The organism is Pseudomonas wadenswilerensis (assembly GCF_024749185.1).
Classification (GTDB): Bacteria; Pseudomonadota; Gammaproteobacteria; order Pseudomonadales; family Pseudomonadaceae; genus Aquipseudomonas; species Aquipseudomonas wadenswilerensis.
The window spans coordinates 1,943,261-1,970,000 of record NZ_CP087191.1 but is presented as its reverse complement, the minus strand read 5'-3'; the positions used below and the strand labels follow the sequence as shown (position 1 = coordinate 1,970,000).

Genomic DNA, 26,740 nt, shown 5'->3' with positions numbered 1-26,740 from the left:
GCGCTTTACGCCCAGTAATTCCGATTAACGCTTGCACCCTCTGTATTACCGCGGCTGCTGGCACAGAGTTAGCCGGTGCTTATTCTGTCGGTAACGTCAAAATACTCACGTATTAGGTAAGTACCCTTCCTCCCAACTTAAAGTGCTTTACAATCCGAAGACCTTCTTCACACACGCGGCATGGCTGGATCAGGCTTTCGCCCATTGTCCAATATTCCCCACTGCTGCCTCCCGTAGGAGTCTGGACCGTGTCTCAGTTCCAGTGTGACTGATCATCCTCTCAGACCAGTTACGGATCGTCGCCTTGGTGAGCCATTACCTCACCAACTAGCTAATCCGACCTAGGCTCATCTGATAGCGCAAGGCCCGAAGGTCCCCTGCTTTCCCCCGTAGGGCGTATGCGGTATTAGCGTTCCTTTCGAAACGTTGTCCCCCACTACCAGGCAGATTCCTAGGTATTACTCACCCGTCCGCCGCTGAATCGAAGAGCAAGCTCTTCTCATCCGCTCGACTTGCATGTGTTAGGCCTGCCGCCAGCGTTCAATCTGAGCCATGATCAAACTCTTCAGTTCAATACTGCTTGGGTTTTGAGAAAACCCTAAACTTGGCTCAGCAATCTCAAATGACTTACTTTCAAATCTTTCGATTTTCGTGTAGCCACTTGTGATGCTGATAATCTTTTTGACTATCAGTCTGAGCTCACAAGCACCCACACGAATTGCTTGATTCAGTTGTTAAAGAGCGGTTGGTTAAGAGCTTTTCATCTCAACCGAGGCGCGCATTCTACGCTTTCCTCAGAGCCTGTCAAGCGTTTATTTTGAAGTTTTTCGTTCAAATTCAACTGCTTGACTCGCTGCGATCTCTCGTCAGCGGGAGGCGAATTCTACAGCGCTTCAAACCGCTGTCAACTGCCTTTTTCACCGCTGTCGATCTTTCGATCGAAGCCCTTCCGGATGACCCTGGAACCGCTAACTCTTTGAAACTCAAGGAGTTTTCAGTTCCGACTGCGCCGGAAGTGGGGCGAATTATAGAGAGATTAAATCGGGCGTCAAGGGTTAATTTAAAAAACCCCCAATAAAAGAATAATGCGCAGTATATTGCTCGTTTTTTGGCCTTTGCGCATCATAGGCTGCTCGTGCTTCTTCTTATATAAGGAATGCCCTCCCGCAATGAACAGCCACCCCCGCAGCCTGGCCGCCACCCTCTTCCCTATTGGCTTGCTGCTGATCGCCATGGCCTCAATCCAGTCCGGTGCCTCCCTGGCCAAGAGCATGTTCCCTGTCGTGGGCGCGCAAGGCACCACCACCCTGCGACTGATCTTCGCCAGCATCATCATGCTGTTGCTGCTGCGCCCCTGGCGCGCCAAGCTCAGCGCCAGCACGCTTCGCACCGTGATCATCTACGGCATGGCCCTGGGCGGGATGAACTTCCTCTTCTATATGTCGCTGCAGACCGTGCCCTTGGGGATTGCCGTAGCCCTGGAGTTCACCGGACCGCTGGCAGTTGCCCTGTATGCCTCGCGACGGGCCGTGGATTTTCTCTGGATCGGCCTTGCGGTCATTGGCTTGCTGCTGCTGATCCCGATTGGCCAGACCAGCGCCGGCATCGACCTGGTAGGCGCCAGCTATGCACTAGGTGCCGGCGTGTGCTGGGCGCTGTACATTCTATATGGGCAGAAAGCCGGCGCCGAGAACGGTATCCAGACCGCCGCCCTGGGGGTGATGATCGCTGCCCTGTTCGTAGCGCCAATTGGCATTGTCCATGCTGGCAGCGCACTGCTTACTCCCGCACTGCTGCCTATCGCACTGGGCGTGGCCATACTCTCCACTGCCCTGCCCTACAGCCTGGAAATGGTGGCACTCACACGCATGCCTGCACGCACCTTTGGCACACTGATGAGTATCGAACCTGCGTTCGGTGCACTTTCAGGTTTGCTGTTCCTGGGTGAAGTACTGACGGTGGCGCAATGGCTGGCTATCGCTGCAATCATCACCGCTTCAGTGGGTGCCACCCTGTCGCTGCGCAAGGAAAGCCCGGCATTGGTTGCTGCCGACTGATTTGAGAAATATTTGCATTTAAATAGACACTGGTCATTGTGCCGGGCATCCGCCATCTTTAAGCTGTAACCCAACGTCAACCTTGAAGATATCTAATTGACAAGACAGGGACGCGAACAAGCATCGGGAAGACGCAAAGGAAATTAGACACGGGCGACAGACCCGGTACGCATTAAGGACAGGAATGAAACGAATTTTGCTCATCCTAGCCATTTTGGCCATCGCTGGATGTGCGGCGACGGCGAAGACTGAAGTCAAACGCGGCAAGAAGGGCCTGCATATCAATTGCTCCGGCCTTTCATCTTCCTGGGACAATTGCTACACCAAGGCTGCGGCCTCATGTGGCAGCAAGGGTTACAAAGTGATTGCCCGCTCGGGGGATGCCGACGCCGAGCCTGGTGACTACCCCTTCGGCCTCAATCCGGCCGGCTACACCAGCCGCAGCATGATCGTCATCTGCAAGTAATGCATCCCACCAAAAAGGGCGACCCAACGGCCGCCCTTTTTTGCTGCTGTTTGAATACCGGGTTCAAATGGCTGCGGTTCGCCCCTGCAACCATTCCAGCCCAGCGCCTTCCAGCAACGGCGCCAGGCGCTCCCTGACCTGGGCATGATAACCATTGAGCCAGTCGCGCTCTTCGCTGGTCAGCCGTTCAGGCAGCAGGCAACGGGTATCGATCGGGCACAGGGTCAGGGTTTCAAACTCGAGAAAATCGCCAAACGCGCTCGTGCCCACCTCGCGATTGAACACCAGGTTCTCGATACGTACCCCCCACTCGCCCGGGCGATAGGTACCCGGCTCGATCGACGTAATCATCCCCTCCTGCATGGCTGTCTGAGGTGCCGCCGCCGCTTGGTAGGCAATCACCTGCGGTCCTTCATGCACGTTCATGAAGTAACCGACCCCGTGCCCGGTACCATGACCATAGTCGACCTGGTCCGCCCAGATGGGCGCCCGGGCAATGGCATCGAGCAATGGCGACGGGATGCCCCGCGGAAAGCGTGCCCGCGACAAGGCAATAACCCCTTTGAGCACTCGCGTGCAGTCCTGCTTCTGAGCAGTAGTGGGGTTACCAATGGGGACCATGCGGGTAATGTCGGTGGTGCCCCCCAGGTATTGACCACCAGAGTCGATCAGCAGCAAGCCATTACCTTCGATACGGGCATGAGACTCCTCCGTGGCGCGGTAATGCGGCATGGCGCCATTGGCGTTGAAGGCAGCGATGGTCGAAAAACTCAGCGAGACAAAACCTGGACGACGCGCACGCGCGGCACTCAGCTGCTCGTCAACGGTCAGTTCGGTGATTGACTCGGCTCGCTCTTGCGCAGCTTCCAACCAGGCAAAAAACTCGCACAGCGCCGCACCATCCTGCTCCATGGCCTTGCGAATGTGCCCAAGATCAGCTTTGCTTTTTTGCGATTTCGACAGCGTAGTCGGGTTCAGTCCTTCAATCAGGCGCACATCCCTGTCGGTATTCGCCAGCAGGCCACTCGTCACCCGAGCAGGATCAACCAGCAATGTCTGGCCAGCTGGAATAGCCGCCAGCGCCTGGGCGACCTCTGCATAATCACGTAACGTGATGCCATCGACTTCGAGCACACTGCGCAAATGGGCATCGATCTTGTTCAAGTCCATGAACAACGTGGCTTGATCCTGGCAGATCAAGGCAAAGGATACGAACACCGGATTATAGGAAACGTCGCTACCGCGCAGGTTGAACAACCAGGCAATGTCGTCCAGGGTGGCGATGAAATGCCAGTCGGCACCGCGGGCGCGCAGCGTCTGGCGCAAGTTGGCCAGTTTCTGCGCGCGGCTGACCGTGGCCTCGGGCGGCAGATGCTGATACACCGGGTTGTTCGGTAGTGGCGGCCGGTCGTCCCATACCTGGGCCAGAAGATCCTTCTCAGTCAGCAATCGAACGTTGCGAACCTTGAGGCGCTCGCCTAGCTGACGTGCCGAGGCCAGAGCCATTACTGCTCCATCCACGGCCACCACCCCACCTTGCGGGGCCTGATCGGCCAGCCAGTCCAGCGGACCGGGCTTGCCCGGCTGCAGCTTCACCAGCTCAATGGTGCTGCCTGCCAGTTCCTTTTCCGCCTGCTCCCAGTAGCGGCTGTCAGCCCAGAGGCCGGCGAAATCGGCGGTAACGATCAAGGTACCGACCGACCCGTGAAAACCGGACAACCATTGCCTGGCCTGCCAGTACCCCGGCAGGTACTCGGAAAGGTGAGGATCGGCCGACGGGACCAACAAGGCGTCGACGCCCTCACGTTGCATCACTTCACGAATACGTGCCAGGCGCGTATTCACCGCTCCCTGCGTTGAAGACTGAGTGTTCATGCTGACTCCTGCTACCACGGCATCCATTGTTCTTGGCGCAGATAATGGAACAGCCTTCAGCCATGGGCAACCGCCCAGAAAGGTTGCGACTGTAACGAGGTCTTTATTGCCCGCACCGCCTGGTCGATATCCTGCGCCTTGGTATAGCGACCCAGGCTCAGGCGAATGGTCTGCCTCGCGGCTTGCGGCTCAAGTCCAAGCGCCAGCAGCACGTGAGAAGCAGCATTGGCCGCGGAGTTGCAGGCGGAAGTGGAAGAAAATGCCAGCGACTGCGCAAGCTGGGAAAAGTCGGGGTGATCGGCGTTGAACGTGAGGCTGAGCGTGTGCGCGATTCGCTGCCCGGCACTGCCATTAAGGCGCACTCCCGGCAACTGCAGCAATTGATCCAGCAACCGCTGTTGCAGTTGGCGGATGCGTGCAGTTTCTTCCACGAGCAGCGCCTGGGCCACGGCAAACGCCTCGCCCATGCCAACGATCTGGTGGGTGGCCAGGGTGCCGGAGCGCAAACCGCCCTCATGGCCACCGCCATGGATCTGCGCCTGCAGCAGCGGTTTGGCGCGCTCGCCGACATACAAGGCGCCGATGCCTTTTGGACCATAAACTTTGTGCGCGGAAAAGGACATCAGGTCGACCGCCCAGCGGCCCAGGTCGATCGGTAATTTGCCCGCACCCTGGGCCGCATCCACGTGCAGCAGTGCGCCATGCTGGCGAACCACCTCAGCCAACGCCGGGATATCGTTGACGGTCCCCAGTTCATTGTTCACCAGCATCAGCGAAACCAGGAAGGTGTCTTCACGCAGGGCACTGCGTAGCGCCTCGGGGGTGATCAGCCCTTGGTCGTCGGGCGCCAGCAAGGTCAGGGTGAAGCCGTTGTGCTCAAGCTGGCGAGCCGTGTCGAGCACTGCCTTGTGTTCGATCTGGCTGGTGATGATGTGACCACCCTGGCGCCCCTGGGCGAGGCCTTTGAGCGCCAGGTTGTTCGACTCGGTGGCCCCCGACGTCCAGATGATCTGTTCGGCTCGGGCGCCGACAAGCCCGGCGACCTGGTCCCGTGCCCGCTCCACGGCTGCCCGGGCGCTCTGCCCGTAGCAGTGGGAGCTTGACGCCGGGTTGCCGAAATTACCCGAGGCGCCCAGACACTTGACCATGGCCTGGATAACTCGCTCGTCGACCGGTGTCGTGGCGGCGTAGTCGAAATACAGCGGAAGATTGTTCATGACAGCAGGCTCTCTGGTTGTCGTCGCCTTGCAAAGTAGGCGCTTCCTAAATCCATGTAGGTAAAGTGCCACGCCATATTGCACCAACCACTAATAGAACTATAAATTATCAATTTATATATTTATATAACCAAAATACCATCCGCTAATCAGCCCTACTGAACTTCTACCGCTTACGGACTTCACAATCAGTACAGCCCTACCCGGGAGAAAACGCCATGCCACAAGGAAGCAACGCCAGGGACGCCCGCAGCAAAGGCATCGTTGGCCACTCGAAAATGCGCAAGCACGAACTGATCGACGCACTCAAGAAAGCCTCCTGAACCACGCAGAGGATCTGCCCATGCTCCGATCGACCGACCGCAAGCAAGGCGTGGTGCTGCTGGACACACGTCAAAGCACACCCGAGCACGAACACAGCGTGCACCTGAAGCTCGCCCAACGGCTGGCGAAGTTGTTCCACACCGAGGTGGTTACGCCTGCCCAGCCACCAACGGCGAAGGAGAATTTCTATTACCTGCCCACCGAAACCCTGATCGGCGCCGAGCGCTACCGGGCAATGGGTATCGCGGCGCACACCGACCTGTTTGGCGGCTTGGTCAGCCAGCCGTACATGGCGACCAAGGCCATCTCCCATCCGCTGCCCGCCGATGCGCGCTTTCCGCTGGGCTGGACCGATGACTTCGCCCGCCTGGCCAGCGATGCGCTGTTGCGAGGCTATAGCGTTTTCAGCCTGGAGGATGCGATTCGTGCCGCCGGGCTGCTGCTGCGAGAGGGACCGCTGCGCCTCAAGCCCGTACGCGCAACTGCGGGCCGTGGGCAAACGGTGATCGACAGCATCAAAGGACTGGAGCAAGCGCTTGGCACCATGGACGAACAGGAACTCGCGCTCTGGGGCCTGACCCTGGAAGAGAACCTGAGCGAGGTGCAGACCTTCAGCGTCGGCCAGGTCCTGGTGGCGGGAATATTGTGCAGCTACTACGGCACCCAGCAACTGACCCGTGACCACCAGGGCGAGGAGATCTACGGCGGTTCCGATCTGGTGCTGGTGCGCGGGGACTACGACGTATTGCTGCAGTTGGAACTCGAAGATCACCTTCGCCTGGCCATCACCCAGGCAAGAACCTACGAGCAGGCAGCGCTGCAAGCCTTCCCCGGCTTTATCGCCTCACGGCGCAACTATGACGTCGCCCGCGGCCTGAACAGCCAGGGCAAGCTGCGCAGCGGCGTGCTCGAACAATCCTGGCGCATCGGCGGCGCCAGCAGTGCCGAGGTACTGGCATTGCAAGCTTTCGCCGACGACCCGGCTTTGAGGCGCGTGCGCGCCTCCACACACGAAGCCTTCGACGCGCCTGAGCTGCCCGCCGATGCCACGATTTTTTATCAGGGGGACGACAGTGAAATCGGACGAGTCTGCAAATACGCACGGATCCGCGACTATGACCATCCATAGCGAAGGGATCGAGATTCCGGTTGATGGCGAAAGTATTGCCGGGACCATTGTCAGCCCCGGTGCCAAGGTTCCCGGAATCCTCTTTGTTCATGGCTGGGGTGGGAGCCAGCAGCGTGACTTGGCCAGGGCCAAGCAGATCACCGGCCTGGGATGCGTATGCATGACCTTCGACCTGCGTGGCCACGAGAAGACCGAAAGCCAGCGCCTGAGCGTTACCCGCGAGCAGAACCTGGCCGACCTGGTCGCCGCCTACGACCGGCTGGTCAGTCACCCGGCGGTCGACACCAGCGCCATTGCCCTGATCGGCAGCAGCTACGGCGGCTACCTGGCGACGCTGCTGACAGCGTTGCGACCGGTCAAATGGCTGGCGTTACGAGTGCCGGCGCTGTACTGGGACGATGAATGGAACCTGCCCAAGCAAGCGCTCGACCGTCAACGCCTGACCGACTACCGTCAACGCCCCCTCGGCCCGGGGGACAACCGGGCACTGGGCGCCTGCGCCGAGTTTGCCGGTGACGTGCTGCTGGTTGAGTCGGAGCAGGATGACTTCGTGCCGCACAGTACCTTGATGAGCTATCGCTCGGCTTTCGTCAGCGCCCATTCGCTGACCCACAGAATCGTTGACGGCGCCGATCATGCGCTGTCCAGTGACCGCTGCCAGAAAGCCTACAGCTCCATTCTCAGTGCCTGGATCAGTGAAATGGTCATCGGCGCACGGCTTGACCGCTACCCGCACCATTCACCCTGGTATTCCTGAGGTCATCGGCAACTGGCAGTGCAGCCCGTGCTCCGCCGTCCGGGCCAGGCTGCTGAGCGTCTGGAAGGTGTTGAAGTTCACGCCCCTGGCCTGATGCTGACGAATCAGCTGCAGGAACGGCTCCTGCTCGAAGCTGCTGACAGCCGCCTCCCAGGCCGCCCGCGATTGCCATTGCAAATACTGCAAGACCCGACTGCCATCGTCGCTGGCCTGGATGCTGGCTGCGACCAGACCATTGTGCTGCTCGGCCAGGTGCTCGCTGCGCGCCACCAGCGCCTGGGCCAGCGCGCGTTGCCGGGCTGGCGCGACTTCGAACTCGATCATCTGGGTAAAACACAGGCTGTTGTCTGAAACCAGCATGAACATGCTCCCTCTGCCATTGCACTTGCGGTGTGATGGCTGGCAGGGTAAAACCTCAAGTTAACTAGAGGTCAAGAGATATTGTGTCATGCCCGATTCAGCTCAGAGCGTACTCAGCGTGGGTCAGCTGGCGGCGCGCAGCGGCGTAGCCGTGACCGCGCTGCACTTCTACGAGAGCAAGGGTTTGATCCACAGCACCCGCAGCGCCGGCAACCAGCGCCGCTACCCACGCGACACCCTGCGGCGGGTGGCAGTGATCAAGATGGCGCAACGCCTGGGGATTCCCCTGGCAACCATTCATGCCGCGCTGCAGACGCTACCGGTAGGTCGTGCACCCAGTGTGAAGGATTGGCAACGGCTATCAGAGCAATGGCGCCAGGACCTGACCCGGCGCATCGATAAACTCTTGGTGTTGCGTGACCAGCTCGACAGCTGTATCGGTTGTGGTTGCATGTCGCTGCAAAGCTGCCCGTTGCGCAACTGTGATGATCAACTCGGCGAGCAGGGCCCGGGCCCGCAATTGCTCGAGCCCGGCCCCGAATACCACGACTAGTCGCCATACCCAACCAGGCGTTGGGCCAGTGCCTTGGCCTGCAAAGCGACATCGGTCACTGCCGTACTTTCCCACCACAGACCACGCAAGGGTGGGCCCATGGCAAACAGGCGCCGACTGTAGCGGCCCTCGGCATCCTGCACGGCTCCCTGCGCATCCGCGGCGATGCCCAGTGCCAGGGGCCCTGGCTGGATCAGCCGGCGTTGCAGCAGGTTCTGCGGCAAAGGCCGGGCAACCCGGCGCCAATCGTACTCAATACCGGTGGAATTGATCAGGGCGGCAGCGCTGATTCGCTCGACCTGCGTTTGCCCGCGAAAGCGCAGCCTTACCACTGGCTGCCCGTCGGCGCTGGTTTCCACACCCTGCAACGACGCCGCATGAATGCGCAATCGCCCTTGTTCGACCAGTCGCGCCAGCAACGCCGCACCCTGCGGCGGCGAACGATGATGATGGCTTTCCCACCAGGGCCGGAGATGACGCACGAATTGGCGCTTGTGGCGCTCGCTGGCCTGGCTCCAGAGCCTGGCGATATGCACGCGCACGGTATCCAGCGGCGCCTGCCAGTCGATGCCCTGCTGCCCGGCCGCCTGGCATTGCGCACGCAAGGCCCGCAGCAGTTGCAACGGACTGCACAGTGACAGGTCAGCCGCCAGGAAATCTTCCCACGCGGGCGGTTGACGGCGCACCTGCGGCAGCAGGCCGTGGCGGGAAAACACCTCGATCGGCCCGCGATGCCCGGCTGCCTGCAACGACACCACGGCATCGACCATGGTCAGCCCGGAACCGATGATGAGCACCCGGCCGTGCGCATCGATCGCCTGCATGGCCGGTATGTTCCAAGGGTCGACTGATGCCGTGTTCAGCGCATTGTCGCTGACCTGGGCGGTACGCGCAGCGGCAAACATGCCGGTGGCCAGAACAGCCCTGGTTGCGCGTAAAGTACGGCCATCCGCCAGGCTGACATCGACGCCCTGATCGTCCACCGCCAGATCAACGGCCTGGTCCTGGACATGCTCAAGGCAGGAGCCCTGTCGCGCACCCACCGCCTGCGCTTCGGCCAAACGCTGGCGCGCATACACGCCAAACAGCCCGCGTGGCGGAAACAGCTCGGCAACGGGCACCTGCTGCCCGGCTGATTCTGGCCAACCACCCGCTGCAATATGCTGGCCCAGCCATGTGGTCAGGTCGTCGGCATTGTCCGGGGCGACACTCATCCGTGCCGCGTTGCCATTGAGGGTATGCCCCAGGTGCGTGGCGCTATAGGCTTCACCACGGCCTAGGTCGCTGCGCGGCTCGACGATCAGCAGGCGGCGTTGCCCCGGTTGACGCAACAGCTGCGCTGCCAGCAGGGCACCGCTCAAGCCACCGCCAATGATCAGCACATCAGCCGCCGGGTTCTCGGGTTGTTCAGGGGCACTCATGGCGTTCTCCGTCTTGTTTGCTACGGATAATAAGCAGCAAGACGCGCAAAGCGCAGCCCGACCGGTACCAAAGCAGGATCAGCCCGCCCGGGTCGCGAGGCGTCGCCGGTAGTCGCTGGGGGCAAGCCCGGTCACCTTGAAGAACACCTTGCGAAAGGCACCTGGGTCCTGGTAACCGACACCCCAGGCAATCTGATCGATGCTGCGATTGGTGAACTCCAGCATCCGGCAGGCCCGCCCCACTCTGACCTGCTGGCAGTATTCGGTGGGTTTGAGACCGGTGGCACTGCGAAAGCGACGCAGGAAAGTACGCTGCTCAAGGCCGGCGCAATCGGCCATGGCCGTCAGCGAAACGTCGCGCGCACCACTGCCCTGCAGCCAGTGCTGAACCTTCAGCACCGCCTCGTCGCCATGGTCCAGCCGTGGGCTGAAGACGCTGCCGGGCTGTTGCCCGCCGCTGACCCGTTCGACCGCGAGAAACCGCGCGGTCTCCGCCGCCAGCGTCTCGCCCAGGTAACGCTCGACCAGCTTGAGCCCCAGATCGGTCCAGGCCATCAACCCGGCCGAGGTAATGATGTCGCCGTCGTCGAGCAGCGGCAGGTTAGCTTCGACCTGAACCTGCGGAAAACGCTCGGCTAGTGATTGCGCGAAATTCCAGTGAGTGGTCGCCGGGCGCCCATCGAGCAGGCCGCTGGCGGCAATGAAGAACACCCCGACGCAGACCGACACCAGCAACGCACCGTCAGCATGCCATTGGCGCAGGTTGGCGCGGTAGCGCTCCAGCAATTCGGGCGAAGGGGCCTGGGTCAGGCTCGGCGGGATAATCATGGCGCGCACTTGATGACCCGTGCCGGGGTGCGTGTCGAACGTTACCTGCAATTGCCGATCAGGCGTCTCGCTCCAATGGCAAACGCGCAACTGTGGCCGCTCCAACGCCCCCAGCTCATGGCGCAGGCGATTGGCCACGGCAAACAGGTCGGTCAGGCCATGGACTGCGGCCAGTTGCGCGCCGGGATAGACCAGCACGCCAATTTCCAGAGTGTCCTGCGCCGTTGCCATTGTCAGTTTTTCCCGCCAATTTGTCGTTCGCGCCAATCCGCAAGCGCATCGCTCAAGCCTATAACTATCACCACGCCACAACCACTCCCCAGCATGAGGCTTTTGAGATGAGCAAACAGGCACTGATCGTCATCGACATCCAGAACGATTACTTCCCCGGCGGCAAATGGACCCTGGACGGTGCCGATGCGGCGGCTGACAACGCCGCCAGCATCCTTGACGCCGCCCGCACCCGCGGCGACCTGGTGGTACATGTGCGCCACGAGTTCGAATCCAGTGATGCACCGTTCTTCACCCCTGGCTCCGAGGGTGCGCAGATTCACCCCAAGGCGGCTAACCGCGCAGGTGAGCCAGTGGTGCTCAAGCACAAGGTCAATGCGTTTTTGGGAACCGAGCTCAAGCATCTGCTGGATGAAGGGCAAATCAGCAACGTCACGGTTATCGGCAGCATGAGCCACATGTGCATCGATGCCGTCAGCCGCGCTGCCGCCGATTACGGTTATGGCGTCACCGTGGTTCACGACGCCTGCGCCACCCGCGCCCTGGAATTCAACGGCGTCACGGTACCGGCGGCGCAGGTGCATGCGGCCTATATGGCGTCGCTGGCCTTCGCTTACGCCCAGGTGATTTCCACCCAGGAATACTTGACCGACGCCAGCCGCTGAAGGCAGTGACCTGCCTCGTGCTCAGATCACCACATTGCGCACGAAGCGGGTCGCCACTTCGCCGTCATTGCGGTAGGCGTAGCGGCGGTTGCTGGCAAAGGAGAAGAACTCGCCGGCATTGAGCAGGTGTTTTTGCCCCTCGACCTCCAGGCTCAGGCAACCTTCGAATACGAACAACTGCTCGCTCCAGCCATCGGCATCAGCCTCGCAGGGGTAGACCTCGCCGGGTTCGAGGCGCCACTCCCACAGCTCCACCTCGCGGGTGGCAGCGGAACTGGCCAGCAGCACGGCCTTGCTGCCGGGATGCACACCGGTCCAGGCCAGCTCGTTGATCCGGCTCGGGTCGCGGTTGTCCGGCGCCTTGATCAGGTCACTGAAGGCAACCTCCAGGGCTTCGGCGATCCGGTCGAGGGTGGTCAGGCTGACATTCTTTTCGCCGGCCTCGATGGCCACCAGCATCCGCCGGCTGACCCCGGACCTTTCCGCCAGGGCACTCTGGCTCAGCTCGGCGGCATGACGCAGGTGGCGAATGTTCTGGCTGACGTGCTGAAGCACCGACGCGCGTTGACTGGAATCTTTGTGCACTATATTGCTCATCAATAGGGGTTGCGCAGTATACTGCCCACTTTCACCGCAATTGTGCGTCGACCCTCTTCCGTGTGCAAGGCCATGACCCCAACGAACGCTGCTGAACGCCCTTCCGTTTCCTTCCGGCTGAGCAAGGCCGAACTGGTGCTGGTGTTTATTACCGTGCTCTGGGGCGGCACCTTTTTGCTGGTGCACAACGTGATGACGGTCAGCGGGCCGATGTTTTTCGTCGGCCTGCGCTTTGCCGCCGCAGCGCTGTTTGTCGGCCTGGTCTCGGCCCGTTCGTTGCCCGGCCTGACCGCCACGGAGCTCAAGGCCGGGGTATTGATCGGCGTGTCGATCATGCTCGGCTACGGCCTGCAGACCGTTGGCCTGCAAACCATCAGCAGCAGCCAGTCGGCGTTCATCACCGCTTTGTACGTGCCCTTCGTGCCCTTGCTGCAATGGCTGGTACTGGGCCGCCGCCCGGGCCTGATGCCAAGCCTGGGCATTGGCCTGGCATTCGCCGGCCTGATGCTGCTGGCCGGCCCTGGCGGTGGTTCGCTGCAGTTCAGCCCCGGCGAAATCGCCACCCTGGTCAGTGCCGTGGCCATCGCTGCGGAAATCATCCTGATCAGTCGCTATGCCGGTCAGGTCGATGTGCGTCGGGTCACGGTGGTGCAACTGGCCACCGCTTCGGCGCTGTCGTTCATGATGGTGGTACCGACCCAGGAGCGCCTGCCGGACTTTTCCTGGCTGTTGCTGTTCAGTGCCGTGGGCCTGGGGGCGATGAGCGCGGTGATCCAGGTGGCGATGAACTGGGCACAGAAATCGGTCTCGCCGACCCGCGCCACCCTGATCTACGCCGGTGAGCCGGTATGGGCCGGCATCGTCGGGCGCATCGCTGGCGAACGCCTGCCGGGCGTGGCCTTGCTCGGCGGTTTGCTGATCGTCATCGCCGTGGTGGTCAGCGAACTGAAGTTTCGCCGCCGTAGTGAAGAGCAGACGTCGCTGGAGGTTGACGCCGAAGAACGTGAAGCGGGCCTCTGATCGGCAAATGCCGTCTATCCTTTGAAAAAAACTGTTATAAAAAAAAGGATTTATACAGCGCTCTTGTAGGATTCTGCGACAGCTTGCGGGTTGGTGATCGACCAGTCGCCACGTATGATCCCTTACAAACTCCTGCAGATTAGAAATCTATGTCCTTGATAGTGCTACTGCTTCTGCCGTTTGTCGGCAGCTGCCTGGCGGCTGTCTTGCCGCACAACGCACGCAACAGCGAATCGCTGCTGGCCGGACTGGTCGCCCTGGTGGGCACCGTTCAGGTCGCTTTGATGTACCCGCAGATCGCCCATGGCGGCGTGATCCGCGAAGAATTCCTGTGGCTGCCGAGCCTGGGCCTGAACCTGGTCCTGCGCATGGACGGCTTCGCCTGGCTGTTCTCCTTACTGGTGCTGGGCATCGGTACCCTGGTGTCGCTGTATGCGCGCTACTACATGTCCCCGCAAGACCCGGTGCCGCGCTTCTTTGCCTTCTTCCTGGCGTTCATGGGCGCCATGCTCGGCCTGGTGATCTCCGGCAACCTGATCCAGATAGTGTTCTTCTGGGAACTGACCAGCCTGTTCTCGTTCCTGCTGATCGGCTACTGGCACCACCGCGCCGATGCCCGACGCGGTGCCTACATGGCCCTGATGGTTACCGGAGCGGGTGGGCTATGCCTGCTGGCGGGGGTATTGCTGCTCGGCCATGTGGTCGGCAGCTACGACCTGGACAAGGTCCTCGCTGCCGGTGAGCAGATTCGCAACCATGCCCTGTATCCCGTCCTGTTACCCCTGATCCTGCTTGGCGCGTTGAGCAAAAGCGCGCAGTTCCCTTTCCACTTCTGGCTGCCCCATGCCATGGCGGCGCCTACTCCGGTTTCGGCTTACCTGCACTCGGCGACCATGGTCAAGGCCGGGGTGTTCCTGCTGGCGCGACTATGGGCATCGCTCTCCGGCACCGAAGAATGGTTCTGGATCGTCAGCGGCGCCGGCGCCGCCACCCTGGTGCTCGGTGCCTTCGCGGCGATGTTCCAGAACGACCTCAAGGGCCTGCTGGCCTACTCGACCATCAGCCACCTGGGCCTGATTACCCTGCTGCTGGGCCTGAACAGCCCGCTGGCAGCGGTCGCGGCAGTCTTTCACATCCTCAACCACGCTACCTTCAAGGCCTCGCTGTTCATGGCCGCGGGGATCATCGACCACGAAAGCGGCACCCGTGACATTCGCCGTCTCAGCGGTCTGTTCCGGCTCATACCCTTCACCGCAACCCTGGCCATGGTGGCCAGCGCCTCGATGGCCGGGGTACCGTTGATGAACGGCTTCCTGTCCAAAGAGATGTTCTTCGCCGAAACCGTGTTCATCAGCTCCACCGCCTGGGTCGAAGCGGCCTTGCCGGTCATTGCCACCCTTGCCGGTACCTTCAGCGTCGCCTATGCGTTGCGCTTTACCGTCGATGTGTTCTTCGGCCCGCCGGCCACCGACCTGCCGCATACGCCTCACGAACCGCCGCGCTGGATGCGCGCACCGGTCGAGTTGCTGGTAATGACCTGCCTGGTGGTCGGCATCTTCCCGGCGCAATCGGTCGGCCCGCTGCTGGCCGCCGCCGCATTGCCGGTGGTGGGCGGCACCCTGCCCGAGTACAGCCTGGCGATCTGGCACGGCTGGAACGCCCCGCTGATCATGAGCCTGATCGCCATGAGCGGTGGCATCGTGCTCTATCTGCTGTTGCGCAATCAGCTCAAGCTCGGGCGTTTCCCGTCGCCGCCGCTGATCGAGCGATTCAATGGCAAGCGCCTGTTCGAGCACGGCCAGGTGCTGATCATGCGCACCGCCCGGCGCGTCGAGCGGATATTCACCACCCGCCGCCTGCAGAAGCAGTTGTTCATGCTGGTGCTGATCGCCCTGCTGGCCGGCCTGCTGCCGATGCTGCACAGTGGCCTGACCTGGGGTGACCGGCCGAAGATTCCCGGTTCCGGGGTGTTCGTCATGCTCTGGCTGATCGCCATTGCCTGCGCCCTGGGCGCTGCCTGGCAGGCCAAGTATCACCGGCTGGCGGCCCTGACCATGGTCAGTGTTTGCGGCCTGATGACCTGCATCACCTTCGTCTGGTTCTCGGCGCCGGACCTGGCCCTGACCCAACTGGTGGTCGAGGTGGTCACTACGGTACTGATTTTGCTCGGTCTGCGTTGGCTGCCACGGCGGATCGAGGGCGTCTCGCCGCTGCCGGGCACCCAGGAACGCGCCCGCCTGCGCCGCCTGCGCGACCTGCTGCTGGCGGTCGGCGTGGGTGGCGGCATGGCGCTGCTGTCCTATGCCATGCTGACCCGCCCGACCCCCAACGACATCTCCTCGTTCTACCTGAGCCGGGCCTTGCCTGAAGGTGGCGGCAGCAACGTGGTCAACGTCATGCTGGTGGACTTCCGCGGCTTCGATACCCTGGGCGAGATCACCGTGCTGGTGGCCGTGGCCCTGGCGGTGTTTGCCCTGCTGCGGCGCTTCCGTCCGCCCAAGGAGAGCATGCAGCTGCCGGCCCAGCAGCGCCTGCTGGCACCTGACGTAGTCACCGACCTGGTCAACCCGCGCCACGCGGCTGATACCGCGCTGGGCTTCATGATGGTGCCGGCGGCACTGGTGCGCCTGCTGCTGCCGATCGCCCTGGTGGTGTCGATGTACCTGTTCATGCGCGGCCACAACCAGCCAGGCGGCGGCTTCGTTGCCGGGCTGGTGATGTCGGTGGCGTTCATCCTTCAGTACATGGTGGCCGGCACCCAGTGGGTCGAGGCACAGATGAGCCTGCGGCCTCTGCGCTGGATGGGCACCGGCCTGCTCTGCGCCACCCTGACCGGGGTCGGGGCGATGCTGCTGGGCTACCCGTTCCTGACCACCCATACCGCGCACCTGCACTTGCCGTTGCTGGGTGACACCCACCTGGCCAGTGCGCTGTTCTTCGATATCGGCGTGTTCACCGTGGTGGTCGGCTCGACCCTGCTGATCCTCACCGCGCTGGCCCACCAGTCGGTGCGCGGTCATCGCCCGGGCAGCCAACAGAAACCCACTCACGCAGGAGCCGCCTGATGGAAGAAGTCATTGCAATCGCCATTGGTGTGCTCGCCGCCTCCGGGGTCTGGCTGATCCTGCGGCCACGGACCTTCCAGGTGGTGATGGGCCTGTGCCTGCTGTCGTACGGGGTCAACCTGTTCATCTTCAGCATGGGCAGCCTGTTCATCGGCAAGGAGCCGATCATCAAGGACGGCGTGCCCCAGGACCTGCTCAACTACACCGATCCGCTGCCTCAGGCCCTGGTGCTCACCGCGATCGTCATCAGCTTCGCCATGACCGCGCTGTTCCTGGTGGTGCTGCTGGCCTCCCGCGGCCTGACCGGAACCGACCATGTCGATGGCCGGGAGCCTAACGAATGAGTTCGATGAACCAACTGATCGTCGCACCCATCCTGCTGCCGCTGCTGACCGCAGCGCTGATGCTGCTGCTCGGGGAAAAACGCCGGCCGCTCAAGGCGCGTATCAACCTGATCTCCAGCCTGCTCGGGCTGGGCATCGCCATCACCCTGCTGCTATGGGTGCAATGCCAGGGGCAAGCCAGCTCGATTGGCGTGTACCTGCCCGGCAACTGGCCGGCGCCATTCGGTATCGTGCTGGTGGTCGACCGCCTTTCAGCCTTGATGCTGGTGCTGACCGGCATCGTCGGGGTCAGCGCCCTGGTGTTCGCCATGGCCCGTTGGGACCGCGCCGGCGCCAGCTTCCACGCCCTGTTCCAGATCCAGTTGATGGGCCTGTATGGCGCGTTTCTCACCGCCGACCTGTTCAACCTGTTCGTGTTCTTTGAAGTGCTGCTGGCTGCCTCCTACGGCCTGATCCTGCATGGCTCGGGGCGCGCACGGGTCAAGGCTGGCTTGCACTACATCGCCATCAACCTGCTGGCCTCGTCATTGTTCCTGATTGGCGCGGCGATGCTCTACGGCGTCACCGGCACCCTGAACTTGGCTGACCTGGCCCTGAAAATCCCGTTGGTACCGGAGGCCGATCGCGGCCTGCTGCACGCCGGCGCGGCGATCCTGGCCACGGCATTCCTGGCCAAGGCCGGGATCTGGCCATTGAACTTCTGGCTGGTGCCGGCCTACTCCTCGGCCAGCGCACCGGTGGCCGCGCTGTTCGCGATCATGACCAAGGTCGGCTTCTACACCGTGCTGCGCCTGTCGACGTTGCTGTTCTCCGGCCAGGCCGGTGCTTCGGCGTTCTTTGGAGGCGATTGGTTGATCTATGGCGGCCTGGCCACCCTGGGTTGCGCAGCGGTGTCGATACTGGCGGCGCAGCGCCTGGAGCGCATGGCCAGCCTGAGCATCCTGGTCTCGGCCGGCACCCTGCTGGCGGCGATCGGCTTCGGCCAGGCAACCCTGACCGCCGCGGCGCTGTTCTACCTGGTCAGCTCGACCCTGGCACTGTGTGCGCTGTTCCTGCTGGCCGAACTGATCGAACGTTCGCGCTCGGCCAACGAGATCCCCCTGGACGATGACGGCGACGGCCTGCCTTCGCCGGTAGAAACGCTGCATCCCCCCAAAGGCATCAACCTCGATGACGAGCAAAAGGCAGTGATCGGCCAGGTGATCCCCTGGACCATGGCCTTCCTGGGCTTGAGCTTCATCGCCTGCGCCCTGCTGATCATCGGCATGCCGCCGCTGTCGGGCTTTATCGGTAAACTCAGCCTGATCAGTGCGCTGTTCAACCCGCAAGGCCTGGGCGTAACGCCGGAGCAGCCGCTGAGCGTCGAGGGCTGGATATTGGTGGCGTTGCTGGTATTGTCCGGCATGGCCTCGCTGATTGCCCTGACCCGCGTTGGCATCCAGCGCTTCTGGACACCACAGGAACGCCCATCGCCGCTGCTGCGCCGTTATGAATGCATACCCATCGTGGCACTGCTGGGCTTGTGCGTCGTGCTCAGCCTGCGTGCCGAGCCATTGCTGCGTTACACCCAGGACACCGCTGCCAGCCTGCAGGACCCTGAGCAATACGTCAGCGCCGTGCTCGGCACCCGCCCCATCCCTGGACCAACCACCCTGGCTGCGAGTACCGAGGTGCAGCCATGAAGCGCTTGTTCCCCGCCCCACTACTGTCTCTGTCGCTGTGGTTGCTGTGGCTGGTGCTGAACCTGTCGGTCAGCCCCGGCAATCTGCTGCTGGGCGCCCTGCTGGGCTTCGTTGCGCCGCTGCTGATGGCGCCGCTGCGCCCCCTTCCGATCCGCATCCGCCGCCCGGGCACCATCGCGCGCCTGATCCTGCGGGTCGGCGCCGACGTGCTGGTGTCCAACCTGCAAGTTGCCCGCGGCGTATGGTCGGCCAAGCGCCGTCCGCCGCGCTCGCAGTTCGTGCATATCCCCCTGGAACTGCGCGATGCCCACGGCCTGGCCGCACTGTCGATGATCACCACGGTGATCCCTGGCACCATCTGGTCGGAGTTGGCCCTGGACCGCAGCATCCTCTTGCTGCACGTGTTCGATCTGGACGATGAGACCCGGTTCATCGAGCACTTCAAGCACACCTATGAACGCCCGCTGATGGAGATCTTCGAATGACTGGCCTGCTTGCCAATGCCATTCTCGCCAGCCTGTTCATCTTCGCCCTGGCCATGGCCCTGACCCTGGTACGTCTGTTCCGTGGCCCTTCGGCCCAGGACCGGGTATTGGCGCTGGACTACCTGTATATCCTGGCCATGCTGATGATGCTGGTACTGGGCATCCGCTATGCCAGTGACACCTACTTCGAGGGGGCGCTACTGATCGCGCTGTTCGGCTTTGTCGGCTCCTTCGCCCTGGCCAAATTCCTCCTGCGTGGCGAGGTAATCGAATGATCAATGCCAATGAACTGCCGTTCTGGGTAGAGGTGCTGGTCGCCGTGTTGCTGCTGCTGAGCAGCCTGTTCGCCCTGAGCGGCGCCGTCGGCCTGATTCGCCTGAAGGACTTTTTTCAGCGCATGCATCCGCCAGCACTGGCCTCGACCCTGGGCGCCTGGTGCGTGGCACTGGCCTCGATCCTGTACTTCTCGATACTCAAGGAGTCACCGGTACTGCACGCCTGGCTGATTCCGATCCTGCTGTCGATCACCGTACCGGTCACCACCCTGCTGCTGGCCCGCGCGGCACTGTTTCGCAAGCGCATGGCCGGTGATGAAGTACCTGAAGAAGTCAGCAGCGGGCGCGATCGCGGCAACTGAGATCAACCCGTGAGTTGTTGCAGCTCACGGCGGACCATGGCCGCATACTCGGGCGGGCTCAATTGATAAAGCTGGGTTGCGACCCAGTCAAACCAGGCGGCCTGCATCTGTGGGCGTTGCAATAGCCACTGCTCGGCCAGGGCCCGTGCTTGCGCCTGGTGCCGAACATGAAAGTCGGCACGACTGGAGCGTTCGACGGGCTCACTCACTCGCTGGCCTTGAAGGTGGTCAGCTCACCCTTCTGCCACTTGGCAACCTTGCGAGTCACGGCTTTGAGAGTCTTGCTCAGGCCTTCCTGCAGCTGCTCTTTCGCGGCAAACACCAGCACCACGCTCTGCCCTTCTTTAAAGACGATACCTTCGCCTTCAGGAACAGAAACAAAGGCATAGTCACCCAGGCCATACACGGTCAGCTTGATCTCACGAAAGCGGATTTCCAGCTTGCCACCTTCACGGCTGGGCAATACGGCGGCACGAAAATGATCGCCGACCTTGAGCTCCAGTCGCTGTTTGTCATCCACCACCAATGCGGTTTCAGTATCGATCTCGGCCATGTACAGGCCTTCCGCGCTCTGTTCAGTGACATAAACAAAACGCGTTTGAAACTGTTTGACCAGTTTCGCCCTGAGGTCGCCCAGCACAAACAGGGCATGTGTATCCAGATTGCTGACTGCCAATGAAGAATTCCTCAAATACCGATTACACGCCGCTCCCCCGGCAGGCAACAAGGCGCCCGCAAGGCAACGGTACTTCAATTCGAAGTCTGAAAGACTAGTGGATTGGTGCTTGAAAAGTCTGTGCAGACTGGCAAAGCAACGCGCAGGAATGGTTACCCATTACTGCAGGCTTAAGCCAGTTTGCCAATTTTCAGCTAATTTCCTTAAACGGAGACGCTTTTTCTGACAGCACTATCGCAACAAAAGTGCGATAGATGAGATCAAGCCCTTCAGCAGGACGGGCTCCTGGAAATCATCCACAACACACAGGGAAGCGAATATGCACGAAAACACCGAATTCCGTCGAGAGCCTAAAGGCGTTTCCTACATAGAATATGCTGCTCAATCGTTCAACAGGCCACCGCGCTTTGTCGTAATACCGGCCGGTATCGGGTTCTTTCATATCACCGAACAGGCCACCGGGCGGGTCAGGGGCTTTCGCCGTGAGCATACCGAAGCCTGTGCCCTGGCCCGTCACCTGGAAAACTGACTCAGGCCCAGGTTCAACCGGCCTGACGCGCAGCGCCGGGCCGGTCGGTGTCCCGCAACTGCTCCAGCCAGGCTGCACGACACTCCTGGGCCTCAGTGCGGCTGGCAAAAGCAGTGCCACGTCGCTCGCCATTAACCAGCACTACCCAGCACACGCGCTTGCCCAATGCCTGAAGCGACGCAGGCACGCCGCTGCCGATCATCACCGCAACATCGACTTGGCTATTCATCATTCCCTCCGGAATTTATTAGCAACCTAACGATGTGAGCATGATAGAACCTGCGTGCCTGCAGAAAAAGCTATCCCCGGCATAGCTGTTTTACATCGGCGGTAACAAAGCCCCGTTAATCCGCTTGCGGCCGATAGCCCAGGCGCAAACCACCCCAATGCCGTCCCTGCACCTGGATCGGCACCGACAAGTCGTGCATCAGCTCGCCGGTGTCGCGGGTATAGGTTTGCAACAAGACCGCCTGTTGATGACTACCGCAACGAATGCCGGTGCGATCATCAAACTTGCGCTTGCTGCGGTTGTGCGCGGTGTCCACCACCGGGTCCCCGGTCAACGGCTGATTGAAGGCATTGTTGTGAGTAGGCACATAGCCTTGCTGGGTGCAGGCAATGGCGAACACCAGGCCTTCATGAGGCTTGAGCAGCGGCTCCTGGATCGCTGGCAGGACCTGGTCGGTGTACTGGTCGAAGCGCGTGCGGAAACGTACCGGTGAAGTGCCTGGCAGTTGCTGGTAATGGCGGTCGAACAAGTCTCCAAGGCTGATACGGCCTTGGGCGATATCGTGCTCGAACTGTTCGGCGATCTGCTGTGCACCTTGGCGGGCCAGGTCATAAACGCGCTGGTGATAGTCATCCAGGCCGACCTCGGCCAGGCGCTCGCTGATGCTTTCGGCCTGCCCTTCCAGCTGCACGGCTGCCTGGGCCAGGCGCTGGGTTTGCTGGTCGCTGACCTGCAGGTCGCTGCGCATCCGGGCCACCGCCTCGAACAGGCTGTCCAGTTGCACCCGATTGGTTTCGGTGCCCTCGGCAATCTCGCCAATCTGCTGCTCGACCCCGGCGGCCAGCCCGGCAATGCTGTCCAGCTGTTCCCCGGTATGCTCGACCTGATCCACGCCGCTGTGCAGGTCATCCGACAGCTCGCGGATCTGCTCGACCACCTGCGCCGTACGGTGCTGGATGTCGGCAACCATCTGGCCGACCTCCTCAGTGGCGCTGGCGGTGCGCCCGGCAAGGCCACGCACCTCATCGGCAACCACGGCAAAACCTCGACCGTGATCACCGGCCCTGGCTGCTTCGATCGCAGCGTTGAGGGCCAGCAGGTTGGTCTGGCTGGCGATGGTCTGGATTACCAGAGTGACCCGGGCAATATCCTCGCTGCGCTGGTGCAGAGCCTCGATCAATTCGCGACTGGCCGTAGCCCGCGAACTCAGGTGGTGCATGCGCTGGATCGACTCCGCCAGCACCGTACGGCCGGCGGCGCTGCTTTCATGGGCGCTGCGGGCAGCCACCAGGGCTTGCTGGCTCAACTGCGAGGTAGCCTTCTCGGTGCCGATCATTACTTCGGCGCTGCTGACGATCTGTGCTGCCGCACTCAGTTGCGATTGCAGCTTGTCTGCCAGTTGCTGCACCGAGAACGCCACGCCGGCTGCCGACAAGGCGTTGTGGCTGGTGGTTCGTGACAGGTCGCGAGTCAGCTCGGCCAGCGGATCACTGGTCACCTGCGGGGCAACCGTGGCCTTGCGCAGGCGTGGTAACCACAGCGCCAGCAAGGCCAGAGGCAGGCCGATGTAAAACGAAAGCCCGGCAAAAGCCATGGCCGCCAGCAACCCCGCCAGTACCAGGCTCTGCAACACCGTGTCTGACCAGGGCGCGACGCTGGACGACGCAGTTTGCCCTTCAATCACGGCGCTAGGCAGAGATCCTTCTCGCATCATGTTTTGGCTCCATCGCAGCACGTCTTGTTGTGCAGCCATTAAACGCCACTATCTTGCCATTAGCCATGCTTCCTTGGATGTAAGACCGCCGCCCTTGATACAGGGCAAGAAAAACAAAACCCCCGGAGATCGCTCCCCGGGGGTTTTGTCTGAGACCTGCGCAGGTCAGGCCTGGCGCTGGTGCTTGTCGATCTGCTCTTGACGCTCTTGCGCCTCGATGCAGTACTTGGTGGTCGGGCTGATCAGCAGGCGCTTGAGGCCGATCGGCTCGCCGCTGTCGTCACACCAGCCGAAGCTCTCGTCGGCGATCCGGCCCAGGGCCATTTCCAGTTGCGGCAGCAGGCGCTGGTCACGGTCGATGGTGTTGACCAGCCACTGGCGCTCTTCTTCGACCGAGGCGGCGTCGGCAGGATCGGCAGGCGTGTCCAGGCTTTCGATGGTTACACGACTTTGTTCGATGCGCTCATGGATCTCGACCTTCATCGTCTGCAGCAGCTCGGTGAAGAAAGCCAATTGCTCAGCGTTCATGTAGTCATCGGCCGGCATGGCCAGCAACTTTTCCTTTGTCATTGATTTCTCTATAAAAAATACGTGCATTAAGGCGAATCGGGTGCTCCTGGCGAATAGCTCGCCAGGAGCGGAATTCTTCAAGCACCATCCGGCACTCAATTTACAGGGGGCGGCAGTCTAAGGCCGAGATTCACACTGGGCAACAGAAATGACAGTGGTTTTGACCGAAAAGGTGCTAAAGGCTCTCCCCCGGCGCTGGTTTATAACAAAAAAACCGCAGCGCAGGCGCTTTCCCAGGGACAAACGGTCATTCTCCGACAAAAACCTTGTAACAAAGATCCCCTTAACCGAGCAATTGACTCAGCACCGCACGCAACTTGCCCGGTTTCACTGGCTTGTTCAGCAATGGTGTACCCAGGCGTTGCATGGCCCGGCGGCTTTGCTCACTGCGATCGGCGGTAATCATCACGGCATGGATGGGCTGGCCGAAATGTTTGCGCAAGTCACGCACCACCTCGCATCCGGTCACCCCGTGATCCAGGTGGAAGTCGGCCAGGATCAGTTCCGGTGCCCGCCCCTTGAGCACCGCCAGGGCCTCGGCGTAATCACTGGCCGTGCGCACTTCGCACCCCCACTGCTCAAGCAAGGCTGCCATGCTGTGCTGAATGCTGAGTTCATTGTCCAACACCAGCAACCGCCGCCCAGGCAGCGGATCCCCCACACTGGGCTGCGAAAGCGTCGACGCTGGCAGCTCATTCGGCAGTTCTCCCGACAGCGGCACATCGATGCTGAACACCGAGCCGCGCCCCGGCCATGAGCGCACCTTGACCGGGTAATCGAGTATGCGCGCGATCCGCTCGACAATTGCCAGCCCCAGCCCTACCCCTTTGCGCTCGGCAGCGCGGCCGACATCCAGTTGGTTGAACTCGAGAAAGATCGAGTCCAGACGGTCGGCGGCGATGCCACGCCCACTGTCCCAGACTTCCAGGCGCAGGTAATCGCCACGCCGCCGCGCGCCGAGCAGGATGCGCCCATGCTCGGTGTAGCGGCAGGCATTGCTGAGAAAGTTGCGCAGGATTCGCGTGACCAGGCGCAAGTCGGTACGCACGGCGAGCCGACCACCGCGCACACGCAAACTGAGCCCGGCTGCTTCAGCCACCGGTTGAAACTCGGAAGCCAGTGGCGCCAGCACCTCGTCCAGGCGGTACAGGTCCAGGTCCGGCTTGATCGCCGCCTGGTCGAGCCGGGAGATATCCAGCAGGTCGGTGAGCAGGTCCTCGGCGCCCTCCAGGGCCTGGTGTGCACGCTCCACCAGTTGCTGTTCACCCGCGGGCATCTGGCGCTCGCGCAGGGTGGAGATCAATAGCCGCGCCGCGTTGAGCGGCTGCAGCAGGTCGTGGCTGGCCGCTGCCAGGTACTTGTCCTTGCTACGATTGGCGGCCTGGGCGGCGTCACGGGCTTCGATCAGTTCGTTGGTGCGCTCGGCGACCCGCTGCTCAAGCTGGTCATTGAGTTGCTGCAGGCGCTCCTGGGCCAGCTTGCGCTCGGTGATATCGGCGACAAAACCTTCGACCACGCCGTCTTCGTCCGGACGCAGCAACAGGTTCATCAGCACGTCGATATGGCTGCCGTCACGCCGGCGCAGCCGGGTTTCATAGCCGATCAGTGCCTGCTCGCGCTGCAGCACCTGGGCGATGGCCAGCAATTCATCCTGGCCGCCAGCGAACAAGTGGCTGGCCAGGTCGTTGCGCGACAACACCAGTGCCTGTGCATCGGCATAACCCAGCATGCGCGCCAGCGCCGGATTGGCCGCACGCATGCCATCTTCAAGACTGGCCTGGAAGATGCCGTGCACCGCATGCTCGAACAGCCACTTGTAGCGATTGCGCTCGGCCTCCAGCTCTTCAAGGCGTACCGCCAGTTCCGGGTAGTGGCTCTTGCGTACGGTGTGGTTGCTCAGCCCCAGCAGCCCGGCCAGGGCGTCGCCCGCCGGTTCAGAGGGCCTCGCCATACACCACCTCGACATCACGCTGGCTGGAGCTGCGCGGGTTGGTCAGGATGCACGGATCATCCATGGCGTGCTGGGACAAAAACGGGATGTCGGTCATGCCGACGCCATGCAGGCCAAGGGTTTCGTGAAAGCCCACGGCATGCTTGAGCGCAATCAGGTGCTCGACCAGGCGCTGGCTGACCTGCTTGTGACTCAGGCCTCGGCAATCGATACCGAGGGTTTGCGCGATGACCTTGAAGCGCTCCGGTGCGGCGCTGTAGTTGAACGCCACCACATGCTCGACCAGCACCGCATTACACAGCCCGTGAGGCAAATCGAGAAAGCCGCCCAGGCTATGGGACATGGCATGCACCGCACCAAGAATCGCGTTGGAGAACGCCAGCCCGGCCTGCATGCTGCCGAGCATGATCTTCTCGCGCAGGGCGATGTCGGCGGGGTTGGCGATCATCTGCACCAGGTTGCCGTTGATCAGGCGCATGGCCTCCAGCGCATGGGGGTCGGTCAGCGGTCCGTGGCCCGTCGACACGAACGCCTCGATGGCATGCACCAGGGCATCGATGCCGGTACAGGCGGAGAGGAACGGGTCCATGCTCAAGGTGGTTTCTGGGTCAATCAGCGACACATCCGGCACCACCGCCTTGCTGACGATGGAGAACTTCATGCGTTCCTGTTGGTTGGAGATGATCACGAACTGGGAAACGTCGGCGGAGGTACCGGCGGTGGTCGGGATCAGGATCAACGGCGGGCTCGGCACGCGGATGGTGTCGACCCCTTCGAACTCGAGAATGTGCCGACCATGGGCAACCACGATGCCGATACCCTTGGCGCAATCCATGGGGCTGCCGCCACCGACCGCGACGATCACATCGCACTGTTCGCTACGGTAGCGCTCGGCGCCGGCCATGACCTCTTCAACCCGAGGGTTGGGCGAAACCTCGGTGTACAGGCAGTAATCAATGGCCTGTTCTTGCAGGCTGGCTTCGATATCAGCCACCCAGCCGGCGGCGATCACCCCTGGGTCGCTGACCAGCAGGACCTTGCGCGCGCCAAAGGTCTTGGCGTAATTGGCGACATGGTGACGACAACCGGCGCCGAAGATGATTTCCGGGGAGACGAACTTGCGCAACTGGCTCAGTTTCGGGCTCATGGGACGCTTCTATTCTTGTTGTAGTAATAGCGCCAGCCTAAAGCATCCCCCTTCGATTGCAATCAGACCATCGGCGGGCAGAAACAGAAGCGCCGACCGCTGCAAGCAGCGACCGGCGCAAGAGGGATCAGCGATTGGCGAAGTACATGGTCACTTCAAAACCGATACGCAGATCAGTGAACGCAGGCTTTTTCCACATAGGTCCATCCTC

The 26,740-nt window shown here is 61.7% G+C and carries 28 protein-coding genes and 1 rRNA gene (1 of these 29 only partly in view); 14 read left to right on the top strand and 15 right to left on the bottom strand.

Annotation, left to right across the window (positions count from 1 at the left end):
* A 16S ribosomal RNA gene (locus LOY45_RS09070) occupies window positions 1-572 on the bottom strand; it reaches 965 nt to the left of the window's first position.
* Window positions 573-1,169: 597 nt separating this feature from the next.
* On the opposite strand from LOY45_RS09070, the gene rhtA reads away from it, so the two are divergent.
* Entirely contained in the window at window positions 1,170-2,057 is an 888-nt protein-coding gene (gene rhtA, locus LOY45_RS09065) for a threonine/homoserine exporter RhtA (RefSeq protein WP_258578990.1), read from the top strand.
* 184 nt (window positions 2,058-2,241) lie between these two features.
* A complete protein-coding gene (locus LOY45_RS09060) occupies window positions 2,242-2,523 on the top strand; it encodes a hypothetical protein (RefSeq protein WP_115087856.1) in 282 nt (93 codons plus the stop codon).
* Between the two features lie 63 nt (window positions 2,524-2,586).
* Here LOY45_RS09060 and LOY45_RS09055 read toward each other — a convergent pair whose 3' ends face one another.
* Both LOY45_RS09055 and LOY45_RS09050 read right to left on the bottom strand, forming a co-directional pair.
* Complete coding sequence (locus tag LOY45_RS09055; RefSeq protein WP_258578989.1) at window positions 2,587-4,398, bottom strand: aminopeptidase P family protein; 1,812 nt, start codon at window positions 4,396-4,398, stop codon at window positions 2,587-2,589.
* Between the two features lie 56 nt (window positions 4,399-4,454).
* On the bottom strand, window positions 4,455-5,615 hold the full coding sequence (locus tag LOY45_RS09050; RefSeq protein WP_258578988.1) for a cysteine desulfurase family protein: 1,161 nt from the start codon (window positions 5,613-5,615) through the stop codon (window positions 4,455-4,457).
* A 343-nt stretch (window positions 5,616-5,958) separates the two neighbouring features.
* On the opposite strand from LOY45_RS09050, the gene LOY45_RS09045 reads away from it, so the two are divergent.
* Window positions 5,959-7,068: a DUF3182 family protein gene (locus LOY45_RS09045; RefSeq protein WP_258578987.1), complete on the top strand. Its 1,110-nt coding sequence runs from the start codon at window positions 5,959-5,961 to the stop codon at window positions 7,066-7,068.
* Window positions 7,055-7,825 (top strand): alpha/beta hydrolase family protein, encoded by a 771-nt coding sequence (locus LOY45_RS09040; RefSeq protein WP_115087860.1) that lies wholly within the window; start codon window positions 7,055-7,057, stop codon window positions 7,823-7,825. The genes LOY45_RS09045 and LOY45_RS09040 overlap by 14 nt, the downstream gene beginning before the upstream one ends.
* Here LOY45_RS09040 and LOY45_RS09035 read toward each other — a convergent pair.
* Entirely contained in the window at window positions 7,808-8,185 is a 378-nt protein-coding gene (locus LOY45_RS09035; protein WP_115088493.1) for an antibiotic biosynthesis monooxygenase, read from the bottom strand. The two genes, LOY45_RS09040 and LOY45_RS09035, sit on opposite strands and share 18 nt — an antisense overlap.
* Window positions 8,186-8,273: 88 nt before the next feature.
* Between LOY45_RS09035 and soxR the strand changes: the two genes are divergently transcribed.
* A complete protein-coding gene (soxR, locus tag LOY45_RS09030; protein ID WP_134063432.1) occupies window positions 8,274-8,738 on the top strand; it encodes a redox-sensitive transcriptional activator SoxR in 465 nt (154 codons plus the stop codon).
* On the opposite strand, the gene LOY45_RS09025 is transcribed toward soxR, so the two are convergent.
* Window positions 8,735-10,159 (bottom strand): FAD/NAD(P)-binding protein, encoded by a 1,425-nt coding sequence (locus LOY45_RS09025; RefSeq protein WP_258578986.1) that lies wholly within the window; start codon window positions 10,157-10,159, stop codon window positions 8,735-8,737. The genes soxR and LOY45_RS09025 overlap by 4 nt on opposite strands.
* Before the next feature lie 78 nt (window positions 10,160-10,237).
* Entirely contained in the window at window positions 10,238-11,218 is a 981-nt protein-coding gene (locus LOY45_RS09020; RefSeq protein ID WP_338106146.1) for a GlxA family transcriptional regulator, read from the bottom strand.
* A 107-nt stretch (window positions 11,219-11,325) separates the two neighbouring features.
* Between LOY45_RS09020 and LOY45_RS09015 the strand changes: the two genes are divergently transcribed.
* Window positions 11,326-11,883, top strand: coding sequence for a cysteine hydrolase family protein (locus LOY45_RS09015; RefSeq protein ID WP_115087864.1), 558 nt, complete (start codon window positions 11,326-11,328; stop codon window positions 11,881-11,883).
* 21 nt (window positions 11,884-11,904) lie between these two features.
* On the opposite strand, the gene LOY45_RS09010 is transcribed toward LOY45_RS09015, so the two are convergent.
* On the bottom strand, window positions 11,905-12,468 hold the full coding sequence (locus LOY45_RS09010; protein ID WP_115087865.1) for a helix-turn-helix domain-containing protein: 564 nt from the start codon (window positions 12,466-12,468) through the stop codon (window positions 11,905-11,907).
* An 84-nt stretch (window positions 12,469-12,552) separates the two neighbouring features.
* On the opposite strand from LOY45_RS09010, the gene LOY45_RS09005 reads away from it, so the two are divergent.
* The 7 genes from LOY45_RS09005 to LOY45_RS08975 all read left to right on the top strand — a co-directional run bounded on the left by LOY45_RS09005 (window position 12,553) and on the right by LOY45_RS08975 (window position 19,713).
* Window positions 12,553-13,500, top strand: coding sequence for a DMT family transporter (locus LOY45_RS09005; protein ID WP_115087866.1), 948 nt, complete (start codon window positions 12,553-12,555; stop codon window positions 13,498-13,500).
* A 149-nt stretch (window positions 13,501-13,649) separates the two neighbouring features.
* Complete coding sequence (locus LOY45_RS09000; RefSeq protein WP_258578985.1) at window positions 13,650-16,565, top strand: monovalent cation/H+ antiporter subunit A; 2,916 nt, start codon at window positions 13,650-13,652, stop codon at window positions 16,563-16,565.
* Window positions 16,565-16,909 (top strand): Na+/H+ antiporter subunit C, encoded by a 345-nt coding sequence (locus LOY45_RS08995; RefSeq protein WP_010224297.1) that lies wholly within the window; start codon window positions 16,565-16,567, stop codon window positions 16,907-16,909. Before LOY45_RS09000 ends, LOY45_RS08995 begins: the two co-directional genes overlap by 1 nt.
* The gene (locus LOY45_RS08990) at window positions 16,906-18,591 is read left to right on the top strand and encodes a monovalent cation/H+ antiporter subunit D (RefSeq protein ID WP_258578984.1); all 1,686 of its coding nucleotides are present in this window, start codon (window positions 16,906-16,908) and stop codon (window positions 18,589-18,591) included. The genes LOY45_RS08995 and LOY45_RS08990 overlap by 4 nt, the downstream gene beginning before the upstream one ends.
* Entirely contained in the window at window positions 18,588-19,076 is a 489-nt protein-coding gene (locus LOY45_RS08985; RefSeq protein WP_115087869.1) for a Na+/H+ antiporter subunit E, read from the top strand. The genes LOY45_RS08990 and LOY45_RS08985 overlap by 4 nt, the downstream gene beginning before the upstream one ends.
* The gene (locus LOY45_RS08980; protein WP_010224304.1) at window positions 19,073-19,351 is read left to right on the top strand and encodes a K+/H+ antiporter subunit F; all 279 of its coding nucleotides are present in this window, start codon (window positions 19,073-19,075) and stop codon (window positions 19,349-19,351) included. The genes LOY45_RS08985 and LOY45_RS08980 overlap by 4 nt, the downstream gene beginning before the upstream one ends.
* Window positions 19,348-19,713 carry a Na+/H+ antiporter subunit G gene (locus tag LOY45_RS08975; RefSeq protein ID WP_115087870.1) on the top strand — a complete coding sequence of 122 codons (366 nt, stop codon included), beginning with the start codon at window positions 19,348-19,350 and terminating at the stop codon, window positions 19,711-19,713. Before LOY45_RS08980 ends, LOY45_RS08975 begins: the two co-directional genes overlap by 4 nt.
* Window positions 19,714-19,715: 2 nt before the next feature.
* Here the strand turns inward: LOY45_RS08975 and LOY45_RS08970 are convergent, their stop codons facing one another.
* Together LOY45_RS08970 and LOY45_RS08965 are read right to left on the bottom strand one after the other, a co-directional pair.
* Window positions 19,716-19,922, bottom strand: coding sequence for a hypothetical protein (locus tag LOY45_RS08970; protein ID WP_115087871.1), 207 nt, complete (start codon window positions 19,920-19,922; stop codon window positions 19,716-19,718).
* Complete coding sequence (locus LOY45_RS08965; RefSeq protein ID WP_115087872.1) at window positions 19,919-20,389, bottom strand: hypothetical protein; 471 nt, start codon at window positions 20,387-20,389, stop codon at window positions 19,919-19,921. The genes LOY45_RS08970 and LOY45_RS08965 overlap by 4 nt, the downstream gene beginning before the upstream one ends.
* A 319-nt stretch (window positions 20,390-20,708) precedes the next feature.
* Between LOY45_RS08965 and LOY45_RS08960 the strand changes: the two genes are divergently transcribed.
* Window positions 20,709-20,918 (top strand): hypothetical protein, encoded by a 210-nt coding sequence (locus tag LOY45_RS08960; protein WP_115087873.1) that lies wholly within the window; start codon window positions 20,709-20,711, stop codon window positions 20,916-20,918.
* A gap of 13 nt (window positions 20,919-20,931) precedes the next feature.
* On the opposite strand, the gene LOY45_RS08955 is transcribed toward LOY45_RS08960, so the two are convergent.
* From LOY45_RS08955 to pqqA, 6 genes are all read right to left on the bottom strand, one after another.
* Entirely contained in the window at window positions 20,932-21,147 is a 216-nt protein-coding gene (locus tag LOY45_RS08955) for a hypothetical protein (protein ID WP_115087874.1), read from the bottom strand.
* A 115-nt stretch (window positions 21,148-21,262) separates the two neighbouring features.
* Entirely contained in the window at window positions 21,263-22,483 is a 1,221-nt protein-coding gene (locus LOY45_RS08950) for a methyl-accepting chemotaxis protein (RefSeq protein WP_420832720.1), read from the bottom strand.
* Window positions 22,484-23,026: 543 nt separating this feature from the next.
* On the bottom strand, window positions 23,027-23,431 hold the full coding sequence (locus tag LOY45_RS08945) for a TraR/DksA family transcriptional regulator (RefSeq protein WP_115087876.1): 405 nt from the start codon (window positions 23,429-23,431) through the stop codon (window positions 23,027-23,029).
* 283 nt (window positions 23,432-23,714) lie between these two features.
* Window positions 23,715-25,382, bottom strand: a complete 1,668-nt coding sequence (locus LOY45_RS08940) for a PAS domain-containing hybrid sensor histidine kinase/response regulator (protein WP_115087877.1) — start codon at window positions 25,380-25,382, stop codon at window positions 23,715-23,717.
* Window positions 25,366-26,529 (bottom strand): alcohol dehydrogenase-like regulatory protein ErcA, encoded by a 1,164-nt coding sequence (gene ercA, locus LOY45_RS08935; RefSeq protein ID WP_115087878.1) that lies wholly within the window; start codon window positions 26,527-26,529, stop codon window positions 25,366-25,368. The genes LOY45_RS08940 and ercA overlap by 17 nt, the downstream gene beginning before the upstream one ends.
* A gap of 127 nt (window positions 26,530-26,656) precedes the next feature.
* The gene (gene pqqA, locus LOY45_RS08930) at window positions 26,657-26,728 is read right to left on the bottom strand and encodes a pyrroloquinoline quinone precursor peptide PqqA (protein ID WP_009394664.1); all 72 of its coding nucleotides are present in this window, start codon (window positions 26,726-26,728) and stop codon (window positions 26,657-26,659) included.
* Window positions 26,729-26,740 lie beyond the last annotated feature (12 nt).

Excerpts from the sequence above, each read along its gene's own strand:
- rhtA (WP_258578990.1), top strand. The coding sequence starts at position 1,170 with ATGAACAGCCACCCCCGCAGCCTGGCCGCCACCCTCTTCCCTATTGGC.
- LOY45_RS09060 (WP_115087856.1), top strand. The coding sequence starts at position 2,242 with ATGAAACGAATTTTGCTCATCCTAGCCATTTTGGCCATCGCTGGATGT.
- LOY45_RS09055 (WP_258578989.1), bottom strand. The coding sequence starts at position 4,398 with ATGAACACTCAGTCTTCAACGCAGGGAGCGGTGAATACGCGCCTGGCA.
- LOY45_RS09050 (WP_258578988.1), bottom strand. The coding sequence starts at position 5,615 with ATGAACAATCTTCCGCTGTATTTCGACTACGCCGCCACGACACCGGTC.
- LOY45_RS09045 (WP_258578987.1), top strand. The coding sequence starts at position 5,959 with ATGCTCCGATCGACCGACCGCAAGCAAGGCGTGGTGCTGCTGGACACA.
- LOY45_RS09040 (WP_115087860.1), top strand. The coding sequence starts at position 7,055 with ATGACCATCCATAGCGAAGGGATCGAGATTCCGGTTGATGGCGAAAGT.
- LOY45_RS09035 (WP_115088493.1), bottom strand. The coding sequence starts at position 8,185 with ATGCTGGTTTCAGACAACAGCCTGTGTTTTACCCAGATGATCGAGTTC.
- soxR (WP_134063432.1), top strand. The coding sequence starts at position 8,274 with ATGCCCGATTCAGCTCAGAGCGTACTCAGCGTGGGTCAGCTGGCGGCG.
- LOY45_RS09025 (WP_258578986.1), bottom strand. The coding sequence starts at position 10,159 with ATGAGTGCCCCTGAACAACCCGAGAACCCGGCGGCTGATGTGCTGATC.
- LOY45_RS09020 (WP_338106146.1), bottom strand. The coding sequence starts at position 11,218 with ATGGCAACGGCGCAGGACACTCTGGAAATTGGCGTGCTGGTCTATCCC.
- LOY45_RS09015 (WP_115087864.1), top strand. The coding sequence starts at position 11,326 with ATGAGCAAACAGGCACTGATCGTCATCGACATCCAGAACGATTACTTC.
- LOY45_RS09005 (WP_115087866.1), top strand. The coding sequence starts at position 12,553 with ATGACCCCAACGAACGCTGCTGAACGCCCTTCCGTTTCCTTCCGGCTG.
- LOY45_RS09000 (WP_258578985.1), top strand. The coding sequence starts at position 13,650 with ATGTCCTTGATAGTGCTACTGCTTCTGCCGTTTGTCGGCAGCTGCCTG.
- LOY45_RS08995 (WP_010224297.1), top strand. The coding sequence starts at position 16,565 with ATGGAAGAAGTCATTGCAATCGCCATTGGTGTGCTCGCCGCCTCCGGG.
- LOY45_RS08990 (WP_258578984.1), top strand. The coding sequence starts at position 16,906 with ATGAGTTCGATGAACCAACTGATCGTCGCACCCATCCTGCTGCCGCTG.
- LOY45_RS08985 (WP_115087869.1), top strand. The coding sequence starts at position 18,588 with ATGAAGCGCTTGTTCCCCGCCCCACTACTGTCTCTGTCGCTGTGGTTG.
- LOY45_RS08980 (WP_010224304.1), top strand. The coding sequence starts at position 19,073 with ATGACTGGCCTGCTTGCCAATGCCATTCTCGCCAGCCTGTTCATCTTC.
- LOY45_RS08975 (WP_115087870.1), top strand. The coding sequence starts at position 19,348 with ATGATCAATGCCAATGAACTGCCGTTCTGGGTAGAGGTGCTGGTCGCC.
- LOY45_RS08960 (WP_115087873.1), top strand. The coding sequence starts at position 20,709 with ATGCACGAAAACACCGAATTCCGTCGAGAGCCTAAAGGCGTTTCCTAC.
- LOY45_RS08955 (WP_115087874.1), bottom strand. The coding sequence starts at position 21,147 with ATGAATAGCCAAGTCGATGTTGCGGTGATGATCGGCAGCGGCGTGCCT.
- LOY45_RS08950 (WP_420832720.1), bottom strand. The coding sequence starts at position 22,483 with ATGATCGGCACCGAGAAGGCTACCTCGCAGTTGAGCCAGCAAGCCCTG.
- LOY45_RS08945 (WP_115087876.1), bottom strand. The coding sequence starts at position 23,431 with ATGACAAAGGAAAAGTTGCTGGCCATGCCGGCCGATGACTACATGAAC.
- LOY45_RS08940 (WP_115087877.1), bottom strand. The coding sequence starts at position 25,382 with ATGGCGAGGCCCTCTGAACCGGCGGGCGACGCCCTGGCCGGGCTGCTG.
- ercA (WP_115087878.1), bottom strand. The coding sequence starts at position 26,529 with ATGAGCCCGAAACTGAGCCAGTTGCGCAAGTTCGTCTCCCCGGAAATC.